General features: G+C 42.7%; 12 protein-coding genes. 8 read left to right on the top strand and 4 right to left on the bottom strand.

What is annotated here, in order from left to right; translation table 11 throughout:
* Positions 1–122: 122 nt before the first annotated feature.
* Together ABF638_RS31160 and ABF638_RS31155 are read right to left on the bottom strand one after the other, a co-directional pair.
* Positions 123–1,130 (bottom strand): glycerate kinase, encoded by a 1,008-nt coding sequence (locus ABF638_RS31160; protein ID WP_435026735.1) that lies wholly within the window; start codon positions 1,128–1,130, stop codon positions 123–125.
* A gap of 8 nt (positions 1,131–1,138) precedes the next feature.
* Positions 1,139–1,471 (bottom strand): DUF565 domain-containing protein, encoded by a 333-nt coding sequence (locus tag ABF638_RS31155; protein ID WP_435026734.1) that lies wholly within the window; start codon positions 1,469–1,471, stop codon positions 1,139–1,141.
* A gap of 558 nt (positions 1,472–2,029) precedes the next feature.
* On the opposite strand from ABF638_RS31155, the gene ABF638_RS31150 reads away from it, so the two are divergent.
* Positions 2,030–2,656 carry a hypothetical protein gene (locus ABF638_RS31150; RefSeq protein ID WP_435026733.1) on the top strand — a complete coding sequence of 209 codons (627 nt, stop codon included), beginning with the start codon at positions 2,030–2,032 and terminating at the stop codon, positions 2,654–2,656.
* A 149-nt stretch (positions 2,657–2,805) separates the two neighbouring features.
* Positions 2,806–4,716, top strand: a complete 1,911-nt coding sequence (locus ABF638_RS31145) for an ArnT family glycosyltransferase (protein ID WP_435026732.1) — start codon at positions 2,806–2,808, stop codon at positions 4,714–4,716.
* Between the two features lie 145 nt (positions 4,717–4,861).
* Here ABF638_RS31145 and ABF638_RS31140 read toward each other — a convergent pair whose 3' ends face one another.
* The gene (locus ABF638_RS31140; RefSeq protein ID WP_435026731.1) at positions 4,862–8,209 is read right to left on the bottom strand and encodes an ATP-binding protein; all 3,348 of its coding nucleotides are present in this window, start codon (positions 8,207–8,209) and stop codon (positions 4,862–4,864) included.
* Between the two features lie 558 nt (positions 8,210–8,767).
* On the opposite strand from ABF638_RS31140, the gene ABF638_RS31135 reads away from it, so the two are divergent.
* The 6 genes from ABF638_RS31135 to ABF638_RS31110 all read left to right on the top strand — a co-directional run bounded on the left by ABF638_RS31135 (position 8,768) and on the right by ABF638_RS31110 (position 16,261).
* Entirely contained in the window at positions 8,768–9,349 is a 582-nt protein-coding gene (locus tag ABF638_RS31135) for a KaiA family protein (RefSeq protein WP_435026730.1), read from the top strand.
* 104 nt (positions 9,350–9,453) lie between these two features.
* Complete coding sequence (gene kaiB, locus ABF638_RS31130; protein ID WP_069069132.1) at positions 9,454–9,768, top strand: circadian clock protein KaiB; 315 nt, start codon at positions 9,454–9,456, stop codon at positions 9,766–9,768.
* A gap of 63 nt (positions 9,769–9,831) precedes the next feature.
* Positions 9,832–11,394: a circadian clock protein KaiC gene (gene kaiC, locus ABF638_RS31125; protein WP_435026729.1), complete on the top strand. Its 1,563-nt coding sequence runs from the start codon at positions 9,832–9,834 to the stop codon at positions 11,392–11,394.
* Between the two features lie 103 nt (positions 11,395–11,497).
* Positions 11,498–13,690: a TolC family protein gene (locus ABF638_RS31120; RefSeq protein ID WP_435026728.1), complete on the top strand. Its 2,193-nt coding sequence runs from the start codon at positions 11,498–11,500 to the stop codon at positions 13,688–13,690.
* 254 nt (positions 13,691–13,944) lie between these two features.
* Positions 13,945–14,322, top strand: a complete 378-nt coding sequence (locus tag ABF638_RS31115; protein ID WP_069069129.1) for a hypothetical protein — start codon at positions 13,945–13,947, stop codon at positions 14,320–14,322.
* A 247-nt stretch (positions 14,323–14,569) separates the two neighbouring features.
* Positions 14,570–16,261: an NAD-binding protein gene (locus ABF638_RS31110; RefSeq protein ID WP_435026727.1), complete on the top strand. Its 1,692-nt coding sequence runs from the start codon at positions 14,570–14,572 to the stop codon at positions 16,259–16,261.
* Positions 16,262–16,334: 73 nt separating this feature from the next.
* Here the strand turns inward: ABF638_RS31110 and ABF638_RS31105 are convergent, their stop codons facing one another.
* Entirely contained in the window at positions 16,335–17,300 is a 966-nt protein-coding gene (locus ABF638_RS31105) for a DNA-methyltransferase (RefSeq protein ID WP_435026726.1), read from the bottom strand.
* Positions 17,301–17,399 lie beyond the last annotated feature (99 nt).

Here is a 17,399-nt window from a genome sequence, read left to right as displayed (position 1 = left end):
GGGGGATCAAAAGTGCCTAAAGTTACAGAGAGAAACTTTTCAAACATCCTCTAAGGAGTAGGATAAATCACGCTTTAAGCAAATTATAGTGTTTTTACCTGATTTGCTTGAGAACTAACGCCCTAAGTGCGATCGCAATAAACTTCACCAAAGCTATGATCAGTATGGATCTCAATCACTAGATCAACTGCTGTTGCATCTTTTACCAACGGTTTGATGAATAATTCCGGGTGGAGCGATCGCCAAAAATAATTGACAAATTTCTCTATCTCTGCATTGCTCATCCCCGACTTACCCGCAGTAATCATCTGCTGTTCCGCCTGTTTGCGCCACTCCAAAGAACAGCGGTAATCGGTGGGACATAGCACAATTAAGCTGTCTAATCGCTCCCAGAGTGGTAGATAATCTTGGAGGCGAAGATTCATATCACGGGCAAATGCTCTATCTTCATCTGTGACAATTGGCGGCGGTGCAGTATCAAATACATCTGCGTTAATTGGACGAACACCCACAAACCAACCTTCAAATAGTACAATGTCTATGTTTGTGACTATTTCGGAAGTGGTGCGATCGCCAGCACCTCCAAAAGCAGATTTATCAAAGCGGGGAAGCATCACTGGACTTTGCAACTGGCGGATTTGATCTAGTACTTTTAAACCTAAATCTATATCGTGGGTTCCTGGTGGGCCGCGCCAAATTAAGCGGGGATCTTGCTGTGTTAAAAGTAAGCGATCGCTGTAAGTTTTATATAAGTCATCCAAAGATAAACTCACAGTCCGGTATCCCAACTGATCGAGAATCAAACTGAGAACCTTGCACATTGTGGTTTTACCAGTACCTTGTCCTCCCAATATTCCCTGAATCAGAGGGCGTTCCAAATCTTGGCGCTGCGATGCTAGTTTGATCCCCAAAGGTAGCCACAAGTCCCACAATACCTGTAACATTTCCTTGGGTTCGATTTTGAGGCTAGTTTCGCAGAATTCGTTAAAAGCTGGTAAGACAGATTTTAGTAAATGCGATCGCCTTTCGATCACTTCATCTACATTTTCCGGCGTGATCCCAAAAGCTTTAGCCCTTGACTTATCTGCTAACGCCGCTTCTCTTGCTTCCTGCTTCCCCATCTCTTTCATCCCCCATCCTACGATCCCAGCTTAAAGGCTTCGAGAAACAGACTGTAGATGAAACCAACTTTGAGGAGATTTAGTGATTCTACCAAGAGCGATCGCTTGGCGAAAAAACTCTGACTGTAAAATATCCTACTAGTAATTTCCGTCAATAGTACTAAAAAAGCAGCTACCACAATGTCTAATACACCCTGTTGTCCAGCTGTGGTGGAAACAGCGTTTCCCAGAAAAAAACCGAACAAAAAACTAATTATTAGTAACGATAGTCGCCGCCAAGGATTTAAAAACCATTGCCCCAAGCGTGTAGCAATGGCATCCAACAAGTTATTGAGACGAGTGTTTTGCATCAGAGGGACTTCTGGGGAAAAGTCAAGATATCTTGAAATATCTCTTCTATATTAAGGAGGATATCGGTTTTAGCCTAAGCTTGTTTGTTAATATTATAGATATGTGCTGGGCTTCCAGTGTTGATTCAAATTTGCACATACTATCATCTTTAAGAAACTACAGTCCCTTAAGGGGCACTTATTGTAACAAAAGATGAAATATGCATCTTAGATTTATCTAAGGTTTGGCAAAGGATGCCTTATTGAAGCCGTTAGCGGTTTCAACAAAGTTTTCTTTCTTATACAAATTAATTGGCTGGATGAGTATCAAATCTTCCGGTTCTTATCCAAGCCTACGGGCGATACACAAAGCAATAAGTGTCTGTAATCCTTGTTTATCCAACATCAAGGAAATTATTTTCTCCACATATTTTCTAGCCAAAATGATATTTATAATACATTAGCGTGCCTAATTTTAAAAAAGCCTATATTAAGCTACTTTCTATGATGAGCTTTTGTGATAATAGGCTAGTATTTGGTCAAGCCTAGACAAAATATTTATTTCTAATAACTATCAATATGAAATCCTCAGTATATCGTAACGTCGGTGTTACCGCTTCTTGCTTGGGACTGCTTGTTGCTCTGGTGGGATACTTTGGAGTTAGCATATCCTTTGAGTCTACAAACCCAGATACATCTACACAACTGCCAGATGAAACTCAAGAGTGGGAGGTAACTTCTGTTTCACCTGAAAAAAGTATTTCCGCTAATCTATCTACTCCAGCAACTACTCCAACCAATCAAGTAGAACAAAGTAGTAGAGAGAATACTTATCCTGTCTTGGCAGAGCGTGATAAATCAACTAGCATTGCCAAGGAACAAGGGACTTTGCGGATGAGCAATCAAACAAATCAGCCTGTACGTCTGGCTCTACTGGCGCGACAGTCGGTAGCAAAAGGCTCTAGTAGTAAACAAGCTAACTATGATCTACCGGCACATTGGGATTTTGCTCCCCAAGAAGGTAGTGAGAAGGGATTGGTTCTATCCTTACCTCAGAATAATTTAAAGCTGGAGAAAGGAGATATTTTAGTTGCATTTGCACAAGATGGTTCCCGTCGTTACTGGGGCCCTTATGTTGTCGGCGAAACTCAATTACCTAAATGGAATTCCCAAAACAGAGAATGGCAACTAGTACTGAGTCAATAAATGCGGTAGCGGCGCGTTGCGCCAGTGCTAAGTAGTAAAAATGTTAAATTTTAAGTTTATAACTCAGTATTTATCACTTGTTTTGTTGAAGAAGAACAAAATATAGATAATCAACGACTATTGATTAGTGATTGTTGACTATTGACTAAATGAGAATGAAACTGAGTGTTAATCGCACTGTTGATCAGTGGTTCAACAAAATAGGAAAGAATCCAGCCCTTGGTTTGACTGTGTCAATTTTGTGGTTGATGGTGATTGGCTGGATAGCTTTTGGGTGGAATTTGGGCAACATTGGCTTGATTGATGAGACAGAGCCGTTGTTTGCCGAAGCTTCTCGCCAGATGTTTGTCACAGGTGATTGGATTACCCCATTTTTCAATGGTGAAACTCGTTTCGATAAACCGGCTTTAATTTACTGGTGTCAAGCGATCGCATATTACATTATTGGTGTAAATGAGTGGGCGGTACGTCTCCCTTCTGCGATCGCAGCTTTCGGCTTAGTTTGTTTGGCTTTTTACACCGTACACTGGTACTTGGGTAAACAAGACGAATTAGCACAAGTTTCACGTCCTACTCGCCGCTACTCAACATCTTTCATGGCCGCAGCGCTTATGGCGCTCAATGGCGAAACTATTATTTGGGCGAGAATCGGCGTCTCTGATATGCTGCTCACCGGATGCATGGCATCAGCTTTGTTATGTTTCTTTCTAGGGTATGCGGGGAAGGAAGGGACTGGGGACTTGGGACTGGGGACTGGGGAGAAATTTTCCCAATCTCGGAGCGAAGCGACCTCCCTATTCCCTAATAAGTGGTACTTAGCATTTTATGTACTGATTGCTGGCGCAATTTTAACTAAAGGGCCAGTGGGAATTGTTTTACCAGGGTTAATTGTTGTCGCCTTTTTGCTGTATGTAGGAAAATTCCTAGAGGTGTTGCGGGAAATGCGCGTCCTCGTGGGTATACTGATAATTCTCGGTTTTTCAGTGCCCTGGTATGCTTTAGTAATTTGGCGCAATGGCTGGAATTTTATTAATGCCTTTTTTGGTTATCACAACCTAGAACGCTTTACAGAAGTAGTTAATGGTCACTCAGCACCTTGGTATTTTTACTTCTTGGTGGTGCTGTTGGGCTTTGCTCCATACTCCGTGTATTTACCAGCCTCTATAGTAAGACTAAAGTTTTGGCAGCGATCGCATTGGAGTTCCCAAGAACGTTTTCAGCAATTTGGTTTATTTGCGTGGTTCTGGTTTGCTGGCATCTTTAGCTTTTTCAGCATTGCTGTCACCAAACTTCCTAGCTACGTATTGCCTTTAATGCCAGCAGCAGCAATCCTGGTGGCCCTGCTATGGAGCGACCTTTTCCAAGATAAGGATACACGGGATACAATTTCTGTTTCTTCCTCTCCCACTCCTCCCATCTCCTTGTCTTTTCTGCGAGTGAGTGGTTGGGTGAATGTAATATTTTTATCAGTTCTGTCAACAGCACTGTTTAACATAACTCAGATATTAGGTAGCGATCCAGCTATAACTAACTTCCACGAACTAATTAAACAATCTGGTTTACCAGTAATCGCTGGTGTAATTTGGCTTGTTTGTGCTGTTGTAGTTGCAGGGTTACTATTGAGTCGCCGCTGGAACTACATTATCGGTATTAACTTGCTGGGGTTTGTGGCGTTTTTGATTTTTGTTTTAACACCTGCTTCGTTCTTTATTGATCGAGAACGTCAATTACCCTTAAGGGAGTTGTCTGCCGTCATCCTAGAAGCAAAACAACCGAATGAAGAATTGATCATGCTTGGCTTCAAAAAGCCTAGTGTAGTATTTTACAGCAACATCCACGTAAATTATTTAAGATTTCCCCAAGAGGCTACAGAGCATATTCAAAACCAGGCTGCGAAGGGACTACAACCTCCCTCACTCCTGCTGTTGGCTGAACAGAAAAAGTTTTTACAAATGGACTTACAGCCAGATGATTACAAGAGTTTATCGACCAAGGGTGCTTATAACTTGGTTAGAATTCCTTTTAAGAAAAAGAAAAATGAAAAAATAGATATATCGTAAATTGTCATTAGTCATTAGTCATTAGTCATTAGTCATTTGTCCTTTGAGAATGACTAAATGACTAATACAACTCTTGGAGAGGCTGCGCCAACGACTACGCTCAGTACAAGTGACCAATGACCAATGACCAATGACTAATGACCAATTAACATTTGCCATTGTAACCATTGACAGCTAAAGCTTGATTGATCTGATTTAATAGGTCTTCCATTGAGATTGATCGCGGTAATATTTGGGTAGCGATCGCACCAACAACGGTTTCTATAGATTCCAAACCATTCTTCTTCTGCTTGTCAATTGCCTTATAAGCTACCCCAGGCTGTAAACTTGTTTCTGGGCTATTTAATCGCTGATTAAGTACCAAAATTGGTGGTAACTTTAAAGGCGAATCTCCCAATGTTTTCAGTGCTTTAAGCACGTCTTTGTGGATAGCGGATTCTCCTAAACAAATTAGCAGTAAGTCAACGCTTTGGTGGCGAATTTGTTGTAACACCTCTGCCCAACAGGGACTCATCGCCGCTTTGAAGCCTGCTGTTTGGAGGTACTGAATTAAAGCTTGGAACCATTCAGACCCCCGTTCCGCAGTTTCACTACTAATTGAGCAATTTTTTTCTGTCCGATAACCCTTCGCTGGCTTACGTCTTACCTGTGGAAAGTCACGTAGCATTGTCAAATCCACTACCAAGATGTTAGGAGGGCAGCAAATACCAGAAGCAATTTGCAGTACTGATAGTAAGGCATCAGTTTTCTCGGTGCGACTGCTGTTGTCTTTAGTAAATGGTGTTAAGTAAGGAAATACAGATAGCCCTGGGATTTTAGAAGCTATTAAGGTAGTTGCAACATCGCAAGTAACCAGTGGTATAGCCGCCAAACGCGAGTGCTGAATTAGTTGTTGCAGATAAATTTGGGCGGTGGTACTTTCGACATCTAGCAAAATGACATCAAATTGCCATACCCGCGCCAAAAGTTCTGCCTGATCTAGGTCATCTACTTCAATCACCCGGTGTTCTCGAAGTGAGGGGTGGGGATTGACTGATTCCAACTGGGGATTCACCAACCTGAGAATTCGCAGTGGGGTTTTAGTTGGGATACTTGCGCTGTTGTTTAACCCTTGCTGTGGAACTGCTTGTACAGTACATAATTTTTCTAGGACTGGTGTCAAAACCTGATGCTCTACTGGCAAGCTTAAGAAACCATCGGCTCGATTAGCAAATGCTTGCTCCTTTTCGGCTCCCGTCGCGGTCACAATTACAGATATATGACGGGTTGCAGTGTCAGATTTCAGTAAAGTCAGCACATCCCAGCCTGATAGCAGGGGTAGCAACGGATTCAAAAATATCGCTATTGGTTGCAAGCGCCGAGCTTTTTCGACTGCTTCTGTCCCCGATCGCGCAATCACTACCCGATATCCTAAACCTTTGAGTTGTTCGGTCAAGTCTTCAATATATCGGGCTACTGCCTCGACTACCAAGACCAACCGTTGCGAACTAGCGGGATGATGCTGTGTGGACGTACTAACTTGCTGACGAGCTGGTGCGGGGATTTCTCGTATCTGTTGATATCGTGTTTCTTCGTCTTCTCCGATTCCCATATCTGGTTCAGAAAAGCCTGTTTTTGGCGGACTGGGTGGTAGAAGTAGTGTAAACTGGCTACCTTTTCCTTCACGCGACAAGAAACTGACATCTCCTCCGTGGAGACGAGCCAAGGCGCGAGTTAATACCAGCCCCAAACCAGTGCCTTCAAATTGGCGGGTGAGGGGATTTTCTAGTTGTTGGAATTTTTGAAAGATTAAGTGTTGCTGGTGTTCAGGAATGCCAATGCCTGTATCCCAAACTGTAAAGGCAATCCATCCTTCCCAACGACTCACCCGCAGCCCAATTTCGCCAGATATTTCAGTGAATTTAAAGGCGTTGGAAAGCAAGTGTACTAGCATCTGACGTAAGCGTAACTCATCCGCCACCATCTGATCTAAGCCTAGTTCAATGGAAAGGCAGAATTGGGGAGCAGATGAACGAGCATTTGGAGGTGGCGAGGCAGATGTAGCTTTGGTGGTTTGAGTGTGGATAGCTTTGGCTTCCGATAGGGCGCGATCGCACACAGCACTAATTTTTACTGGCGTCAGCGTCAAATCCATTTGTCCCGTTTCCATGCGGGTCAAATCCAAAATGTCATTAACCACACTCATCAGGTGGCGTCCACTTTGATGAATCAGTCCCGCATAACGGGCTTGACGCTCGTTGAGTTCTCCCAACTGCTGATCCACAAGCAAGCGCGATAATCCTAAAACGGCAGTTAGGGGAGTCTTAAGTTCATGACTAATACAAGCTAAAAACTCATCCTTTAACCGATTTAGTTGAATTAAATCGGCATTCTTCGCTGCTAATTCTTTGCAAAGCTGCTGCTGTTCGGTGACATCAGTAGCTAAGACCAACCACAAATCAGTGCTGAGTGCAACCTCAGATTCCGCACTCATGACTTTAAACTCAGGACTATCTAAGGGAATTTTGGCAAACTGCCAAATTCGCTCCTGACCGTTTTGCACTTCGACAACGCAGGTACAAGTACCCACTTGACTATCCAAATAGCACCGACTGTATACAGCATCGGGTGAGGCTTCTTGCTGGGTCAGTTCTTGTTCATCACCATACTCATTTTCCCTACCATTGGGATGAACCTTGGCTGCTCGTTGGGTGACATATTCTGATTTTTCGGAGGAGTTAGGCACAAGTATTGCCTCCACCTGTCGCCTAACTCCTTCTGGATCTTTTAAGGTTCCTAATTGCTGCCACCAAGCGGGATTTCGTGCTATCACGTGGCCATTACCCGTTTGCAACATCAAAGGCCAAGGCAGTCTTTCCAACAACTGTACCAATGGCTGATGTCCCAACGACTTGGGTTCATTTGGTGTCTGCCTACCAGCATCATAAGACGACCTCTGGGCGGCTGAACTTTGTAACCCAGTCATGCGTTCCTGAGCCAGCGATCGCAACAGACGTGAACTATCTAGCAGCCCCAAATATCGACCCTCAGAGTCAATAAGCGCCCAATCTAAGTTCTGGTGTTTTTCGGTTTGTGGATCACACAAATGCAAGCTTAATTGCTCTACACGCTCAGAAGCTGATATTGTCTGTATTGGCTCAATTAGACCTTGAACCCAGGTAGAGAGCGATTGGTTTAAATTTAGATTTTTATCGTCACGATGTGTTAATAATTTTGGGATTAAACGGGCAGAATACAGCAATCCTATCGGGCATTGCTGTTGATTCACTACTACCAAGCGATCGCACTGCTCTTGCTCAAAAATCTCTAACACCACTGCCAGAGAACTTGTTTGAGGGCAGCTAGGTACGGTTGCCTGAAAGTCATAAAGCGGGTAATCTAGCATTAACATAGGGCTTTGGGGGTCATTCTTCCTGTGGAACCCTCCGGCATTTCCATCTGCCAAATTTTGATGGTGTTTTCGCCTGAAGTCATATCCTCTAAGAAGACTCATATAAGCAACTCTGGTTATTTCAACGCCATTAAAACAACGGTATCTCCCCTCACGGACACTTGCTTGCGGACGAGTGCATTTTTCTAAGAGACCACGTTTCTCATTTTTAGCAACTAGCCTCCCCAGTGTCTTACTGGTGTTTAAACTCCTCATCGATAGCGACAGCTAAAACAATTATGGCCCCAAAGATTCGCTTTAGAACCTTGAGGAATTATAATGATTTAGAATGCGACAATCCTTTAAGTTCGTTTAAGTATCTTATCAAGGAGCAAAATAAAAAAATCTATCTATCTATATACATAGATATGCAAATAATAAATTAGCTACTGTTTCTTGCTATGCCCACAGATCCCTCATCATCAAATACCTACTAAGTCTTACTACTCAGTTGCTGCACTCTTGTTGTTGAGTGGCTAGCACTATCTGCTAACACAGAGCGTTATTTTGGGGTGGAATCACCAGTTCACTGCACACCCAGTATTCCCCTATAAGCGTTAGCCAAACTTATCAGCACACGTTTCTTGGTCAGGTAGATCAAGGAGATATATTCAAGAGTAAATGTTATTACCGATATTGATTCTGCCACCTGATGTTAACAAATGTTTAGATAATCCAGTTGACTTAGCCAGCCAAAAAGGTTTTAGCACGTGGGTGTGGAATTTGATTGACGCGATTATTGCCCAATTTTCCTACCTACCTGTTGCTGCAACTACCACTGGGAAAATCAACTATTTACCAAATTGGCCGCAACAAAATCCAAGTAAGCCATACACTAGCAAATACATCTATGTATTTGCCAGTCAGATGCAAAAAAGCCAGCAGCATTTCCAGGAGATGACTCCAGCCGAAAGGCAAGGATTATTAAGACAGCTTAAATTAGATTACAGCCTGATCCTTATAGATTATTTTACCACAGACAAAACACTCAAAGAAAAAATTGATAAATTTATCAATACTATATTTTATGCTAATATTCCTGTGCCCCAAATCATCGAAATTCACATGGAGGTAATTGAAGAATTTTCTAACCAGCTAAAATTAGAAGGAAGGAGCAATGAAACCTTACTTGATTACCGTTTAACTTTGATAGATATCCTGGCTCACCTGTGCGAAGTCTATAGGAGTTCGATTCCTAAATAAATTAAAATTATCTATGTTTACCTTGGAACAAGCTACTGTTGTTAGTTACTCCCAAATCGCGATCGCATATTGTATTTCTATTATGATGACTAGCCATTAAGTATATGATTAAAGCCAGAAAAACCTACGTTCTTAAGCTTTACGTAGCAGGGAACACCCCTAATTCAGTCAGGGCATTAAAAACACTCAAAGATATTTTAGAACAGGAGTTTGAAGGTGTTTATGCTTTAAAAGTGATCGATGTGCTAAAAAGCCCACAACTGGCGGAAGAAGATAAAATATTGGCGACGCCAACATTATCTAAAATTTTACCTCCACCTGTTCGCAAAATTATCGGGGATCTTTCAGATAGAGAAAGAGTATTGATTGGATTAGATTTACTCTATGAAGAACTGAGTGAAGAAGATTTTGAAGAGTAAGATTTTAATCATAAAAAATTAGTAATAAAAAAACAGGTTTTAAAACCAATTTCTTATTAAGCAATGAGTGAAAACGAGCAAGTAGAACCAAAGCAAACACCGAAAATTGGGGGTGTAGAAAAAATTCGGACGATGATCGAGGGATTTGACGATATTAGTCATGGTGGTTTACCAATTGGTAGAACTACCTTGATTAGTGGCACATCCGGCACAGGTAAAACTTTATTCTCTCTTCAGTTTCTCTATAACGGTATCACCTACTTTGACGAAGCAGGAGTATTTGTAACTTTTGAGGAATCACCGAGTGATATTATTAAAAATGCCAATATTTTTGGTTGGAACTTGCCACGCTTAATCGAAGAAGGCAAGTTGTTTATTCTGGATGCATCTCCCGATCCGGAAGGTCAAGATATAGTTGGGAACTTTGACCTTTCTGCACTCATTGAACGCCTGCAATATGCCATCCGCAAATACAAAGCTAAACGAGTTTCAATCGACTCAATAACAGCGGTATTTCAGCAGTATGAAGCGATGGGAGTAGTGCGACGCGAGATTTTTCGCCTGGTAGCACGTCTCAAAGTGCTGAGTGTCACCACTGTAATTACCACTGAACGTAGTGAAGAATATGGGCCCGTTGCTTCTTTTGGAGTAGAAGAATTTGTTTCCGATAATGTAGTAATTGTTCGCAATGTTTTAGAAGGAGAACGCCGCCGTCGCACAATTGAAATTCTCAAATTGCGCGGCACAACTCACATGAAAGGTGAGTATCCTTTCACAATTACTAATGAAGGAGTTAACATCTTCCCACTGGGAGCAATGCGCTTAACTCAACGATCTTCTAATATCAGAGTATCTTCTGGTGTCAAAACTTTAGATCAAATGTGCGGTGGTGGTTTCTTTAAAGATTCAATTATTTTGGCAACCGGAGCTACCGGCACTGGCAAAACCTTGTTAGTCAGTAAGTTTATTCAAGATGGCTGCCTCAATGGAGAACAGGCAATATTATTTGCTTACGAAGAATCACGCGCCCAATTATCTCGTAATGCTTCTTCTTGGGGAATTGATTTTGAAGAATTAGAAGATCAAGGTTTACTCAAAATAATCTGTACTTATCCCGAATCAACTGGTTTAGAAGACCACTTACAAATTATTAAATCAGAAATTGCTGTTTTCAAACCAGCTCGGATCGCCATTGATTCCCTTTCGGCACTAGCTAGAGGAGTGAGCAATAATGCATTTCGGCAGTTTGTAATTGGTGTAACAGGTTATGCTAAACAAGAAGAAATTACTGGTTTCTTTACTAACACAACTGACCAATTTCTGGGAGCGCATTCGATTACTGACTCTCATATCTCTACGATCACCGACACAATTCTAATGTTACAGTACGTAGAAATTCGTGGAGAAATGTCGCGGGCAATTAACGTATTTAAAATGAGAGGTTCGTGGCACGATAAGGGGATTCGTGAGTATAATATCACTGCTGACGGGCCCGATATTAAAGATTCTTTCCGAAACTACGAACGGATTATCAGCGGTGCTCCTACTCGCGTTAGTATCGATGAAAAGGCGGAACTTTCTCGCATTGTTAGACGTTTTGAAGACAAACAGAGTTCCGAACCCTAAATTTAGTATCGTAGTATATTCTTTCCTAAGTTTAGTATCGTGCTATATTCTGTGGTGAAGAAAGGTTTTCTGCCGCTAGATTGATTTTCGTGTGAGGGATGCGGTGAAAGGACAGCAATTATTTTTTTATAGCTTCTTACCTGGGGTAACGGCAGCGGTCTTAACAACTCAGCCTGCTTGGGCTGGTACTGCAAAACTAACTGGGTCACAACTGGTGTCTTCTCCTAGTGTTTTGACTTCTACTTATGGTCAAGACTTGGTTGTGGACACCATGAATACACAACTCCCTAAGGGTGCAGATGTTAGTGTTCCGACCCTAGTACCTGCTTTTGGTTTCACTAAACTCAGTCTGAAACCTTTAAGTAATAACAGTATTCCAGTATTCGCGACTGAAAATACTGTTGTGCCAATAAAACAAGTACTTAAGAAAGATGAAGGTAGATTTTTCAGTTTGACACCTACCTCTAATTCTTCCCAACAGCTTGATGTCAGCCGTTTTGCTCAAAATAACAAAAAACAGAGTAATTCCAGCGTATCTGGGCAGAAATTAAAGAAGATAGTAGTTCCTAACTACACTTCAAAACCCTCTTCTGTCCAAAAAGAAATTTTGTCCCTGTCTTCTGCACAGCAGCCAGTGGCTCAAAAGGTAAATACTGTTACTGAATTACAGACATTTTTACAAACTTCAGCTACAGGTGTAGGTTCAGCAAAACTGTTGTCAGCCCAAAGATGTCCACAGGAGTTAGGCACAAGCAAAAGGGATTCCTTGGCTGCTTTGCTAACGGCCTCAAGCACCTGCTTACAACAAAATGCAATTGGCCGCCTCGCTCAGAGCAATACCCCAATTCCGGCAGATTCAACGCCAACTCCCACTGCGCCGGAAACTGTAATTCCTGCACCAGCGGATTCAGTGCAACCTACCACTGAGCCGAGAACCGTAACTCCTGTGCAGTCAGGTTCGGTGCAAATTCCTGATAACCTGATTCCTAACTCAAATCCTTTACAATTTCCCACTAAACCGGAGGAAGTGAGACTTCAGGAAAATCAGCCGATTACTTTGGCACAGGCTTTGGAGTTAGCACGGCGTAACAATCGGGATTTACAGGTGACTATATTGGAGCTAGAACGCAATCGATCTGCTCTAAAAGAGGCGCAAGCCGCTTTGTTGCCGACTCTTGATGTTAGTACGGATATTACTCGCAGTCAGTCTGCTGGTAGTCAGCTCTCGTCGGAACTGCAAGAACAACAGACGGGTATATCATCTCCAGATGAAGCTGGTACATCTTTTTCCGGTCAAGCTCAACTTTCATATAACATTTACACTTCTGGGAGAGTGCAAGCTAGTGTCAGAGCGGCTGAAGAACAGGTACGTTTCAGTGAGTTGGCTGTAGAAACTCAGTCTGAGACGATCCGTTTAAATGTTGCCACTGACTACTACAATCTGCAACAAGCGGATGAACAAGTACGCATTGCCCAGTCGGCTGTGCAAAACTCCGAAGCTAGTTTGCGTGATGCAGAAGCTTTAGAGCGAGCAGGGGTTGGTACACGGTTCGATGTGTTGCGATCGCAGGTGAATTTAGCAAATGCCCAACAAGATTTGACTAATGCTAGATCCCAGCAGACAATTTCCCGTCGTCAATTAGCAACTCGGATAAGTTTGCCGCAAGCGGTAAATATCAGTGCCGCTGACCCTGTACAATTAGCTGGTCTTTGGAACCCGTCGCTAGAACAAAGTATTGTGCTGGCTTTTCAAAATCGCCCCGAACTGCAACAGCAGTTGGCACAACGCAATATCAGTGAGCAACAGCGTCGGCAGGCCCTTGGGGAAATAGGCCCTCAAGTGAGTTTGGTAGCCAGCTATAACCTACTAGATCAGTTCGATGATGGTGTCAGCGTTACTGACGGTTATTCATTGGGAGTTAGAGCAAGCCTAAATTTGTATGATGGAGGAGCAGCAAGAGCAAGGGCGGCTCAATCAAAAGTTAATATTGCGATCGCAGAAACTCAATTTGCTGAACAGCGCAACCAAATTCGCTTTCAGGTAGAACAAGCCTATTCTACCCAGCAATCTAGCTTGGAGAATGTTCAAACCGCTAATACCGCTTTAGAACAAGCTAGAGAAGCTCTACGTTTAGCGCGTTTGCGATTCCAAGCTGGTGTTGGTACTCAAACTGATGTCATTAACTCTGAAAACGACCTCACAAGAGCTGAAGGTAATCGAGTCACAGCAATTTTGGATTACAACCGCGCTTTAGCTCAGTTACAAAGGTCTGTTACCCTCAGAGCACTACGCTAGTATTGGTTGACTTACAGCAGTTTTCTTTTGCATGAAGTACAAAGCTACCGGTTTTGAGGCAGGGGGCAGAAGGCAAGGGGCAGAAGGCAGGAGGCAGGAGGTAGAAACTCTTTATTTCAGTTACTTGCAAACTGCTGTATCTTCAAATTAAAAATTCTAAAAGCCTCATCGAAAGATGAGGCTTTTTGGTAACAAGAATTTTGTGAAATGATGTAGCATAACTGAGTGTTCATCGCTCGCCTTGTCAAAGACTCATGACTAAAGTAACATCTCAAGAGATTGCACAGTTTCGCTCTCAATTGGCAGATGATCCCAGCGATATGGAAGCGCTGGATTTGATTGAAGACTGTGATGGAGATTTAGAAGATGCGGCGATGACGCTAGCTATCCGAGCAGGACAACAACCAGAAAGAGCAAATGCCGAGTGGTTAGATGCTTTGGCTAGAAAATGGCGTGCGGTCATTTGCGAACAAGAATATCGGGAAGATTTGCTGAATACTTCACCTCAAAAGATGATGGAACGTTTAAAAGCAATGCCGACTTTTCCGAAGATTTTGGCAACGCCAGTTTTGATTTATGTCCTCAAGCAAGGCGTAAACAATTTTTGTGAGCCACTAGATTCGTTAAAGTGATTATGTACATTTACTTGTGCGATGCCTGCGGCGGGCTACGCCTACGCGATTTGCAGTTGAATTCAATACAGACGTGAAGAAGGCAGAAGGCAGGAGTGAACCGGATTGATTTATAGTCCTCTTTCTAGTTTCTACCTCTAATTAAAACAATCGTGTTGTCAGCTACAGTTATCTTCCAACAAAGTGGGCAACAATATTAATAAATAACTAGAAATGCAGCCCTACCTGTAAAAGATGCTGCCGTTTCATGAAACCCCGAATTATTGTTTGTGGCTTAGGACGTACCGGATATAAAACCTTTCGTTTGCTGAGACACCAGGGAGCCTTCGTTGTTGGCATTCATCACCAATCTGTCCCCGGCGAAACAGCAGGAGATGTGATTGTTGGGGATTTACAAGCAGCTTCTACCCTAACAGCAGCGGGAGTTCAACAGGCGCACACTTTAGTCATCGCTGGATCTAAAGATGCTCTGAATTTGTCTATTATGATGCAAGCGCGGGTGCTGAATCCCCAGATTCGGATTATCAACCGTTTTTATAATACAAATTTGGGGGAACGCCTAGATCAAAGTTTGCCAGACCATTTGAGTATGAGTGTTGTCGGATTAGCAGCACCCGTCTTCACCTTTGCAGCACTGGGAAACCGAGCGATCGGACAAATCAAATTATTTCAGCAAACTTGGCCGATTCACGAAGAATACATTGATGAAAACCACTTCTGGAAGGGTCGAAAGCTGAGTGAATTGTGGGAAGACCGATCGCGGATGCTGATTTATTACTTGCCAGTAAAAGGTGAGATGGATTTGGTGTCAGCCGTCATATCTGGACAAGAGATACAAGTAGGCGATCGCTTAATTGTTGGTACACAACCCCGCATCCGTTCTCCTCGGAGATCGTTGATTAGAAAACTGCTAAAAGTTATGACTAATCTTAGGCAGTTTCAGGAACACGGGCGATCGGTTGTGGTGGGTGCTATTGCACTATTGACAGTTATTGTGATCGCTACATTCACCTATATGTCGGCTGAGTTGAGCTTGTCTCCTGTCGATGCGCTATATTTTTCTGTAGGCATGATTACGGGAGCAGGTGGGAATGACAAAGTAGTAGAAAATGCTCCTAACAGTATTAAGTTATTTACTGTTGTGATGATGCTGGTTGGAGCAGTGGTGATTGGTATTTGGTATGCCATGCTCACCGATTTTGTCTTGGGAAGCCGCTTTAAGCAATTTTGGGATGCAGCCCGAATTCCCCAGCGCTATCACTACATTGTTTGTGGCTTGAGTGGTATTGGGGTGAGAATTGTCCAGCAACTCCACGCCAGCGGACATGAAGTTGTAGTAGTTGAACCCGACTCCAACAACAAATATATCAACACTGCCCGCGAACTCGGTATCCCCGTGATTCAGGGCGATGCCAGTTTCCGTACAATACTCAAAGCCAGCAATATAGAATCTGCCGCCGCAGTCCTTGCTGTTACTAGCAATGATGCTACCAATCTGGAAATTGCCCTTAAAGCCAAAGGTTTGACACCCAGCATTCCGGTGATTGTTCATTACGCCGATCCTGATTTTGCTGGCATAGCGCAACAGCTATTTGGCTTCGAGGCCGTACTGAGTCCGGCTGAACTAGCCGCCCCAGCTTTTGCCGCCGCAGCATTAGGGGGACGCATCCTTGGCAATGGCATCACAGCGGATAGTCTTTGGGTGGCTTTTGCAACTGTGATCACACCTTCACACGCCTTTTGTGGTCAATGGGTGAAAGATGTAGCTATGTCTGCTGACTGTGTACCTTTATATGTAGAAACAAATCACCAAACTCTTCATGGCTGGGATTTGCTAGAAACTAACCTCAGTGCTGGTGATGTTTTATATATGACAATGCCAGCGACACGCCTATATCAATTGTGGCGGGATGAGCAAGTTCATGAAGCACATGCTTAAGGCGATCGCAGACAATAGTAATACTATTTCATTGAGTGTCAAATTTAATCTTCATTTACCAAATATTCTAGGCTCATCGGATAGACTCTCTTCGTTCTGCATTTTTACGATCAAAGGCTATCCATTCTTCCTTTGTCATCCGACGGACATTTTCTAATCGTTTAGTTGCCCAACAGTTGTACTCAATATTTAAATCGCATCCCATCCAGCGACGGTTAAGTTGCTCTGCAACCACAAGAGTTGTTCCTGAACCTGAAAATGGGTCAATGACCAAATCTCCTTCGTTGGATGATGCAAGAACAAATTTTCTCAATAATTCTTCTGGCTTTTGAGTTGGATGGGGTGTTGTCTCACCCATTCCATTACAAGTAGTAGGAATTTCTATTACGTCTTTAGGTTTTGCACCTCTTGGGTTAGGTGTCCAGTTATTGTGTTTTTTGATTGCTCCTTTTCCATAGGCGCTTGTCTGTGCTTGCGGGTGAGATGGATATTTTAATGTATGTGCCCCATAAGGAATTCGCACATCATCAATACTTACTTTAACGGCATCAGATTTCCGAAAATGAATGATGCTTTCATGAGAACGTCCCCAATCACTACCTAAATTAGCCTTGTTCTTATAATGCCAAATTAACCAACGACAATTTTTAAAATATTTTGATGCTGGATGCTTTAAATCAGCCAATATTTCGGAAAAACCACAAATATAAAAAGAGCCAGTTGACTTTAGAATACGTGAAGCTTGACTAATCCATTGAATTGACCACTCAATATATTTCTCTTGATTTTCAAAGTTGTCCCAGTCAGCTTTCTTAATGTTATAAGGTGGGTCAGCAAAAACTAAATCAACGCTTTCATTATCAAGCGATGCAAGCCAATCAATTGAATTACCTTGATAAAGTTGTCCATGAGGATGTGTGTATTGCAGTTGAAATCCTTGGGTTAAAGGTTGCAACTCTTGTTCACTGACTTGTTGCTTTGCGACTCTAATATCTAGGGAAATTTCTGCTATGTTCAACGCACTATTAGAACTGACCATTGTCGTTCATCCTCCGCTACTTACACAAACATCCGGTGTCAAATTATAGCAATCCTAAATCATTCGTGAAAAATTAGATCCCCGACTTCTTCGAGAAGT

The organism is Nostoc sp. CALU 1950 (assembly GCF_051172895.1).
GTDB lineage: Bacteria > Cyanobacteriota > Cyanobacteriia > Cyanobacteriales > Nostocaceae > Nostoc > Nostoc edaphicum_A.
This window is presented reverse-complemented; position numbering and strand designations above follow the sequence as displayed.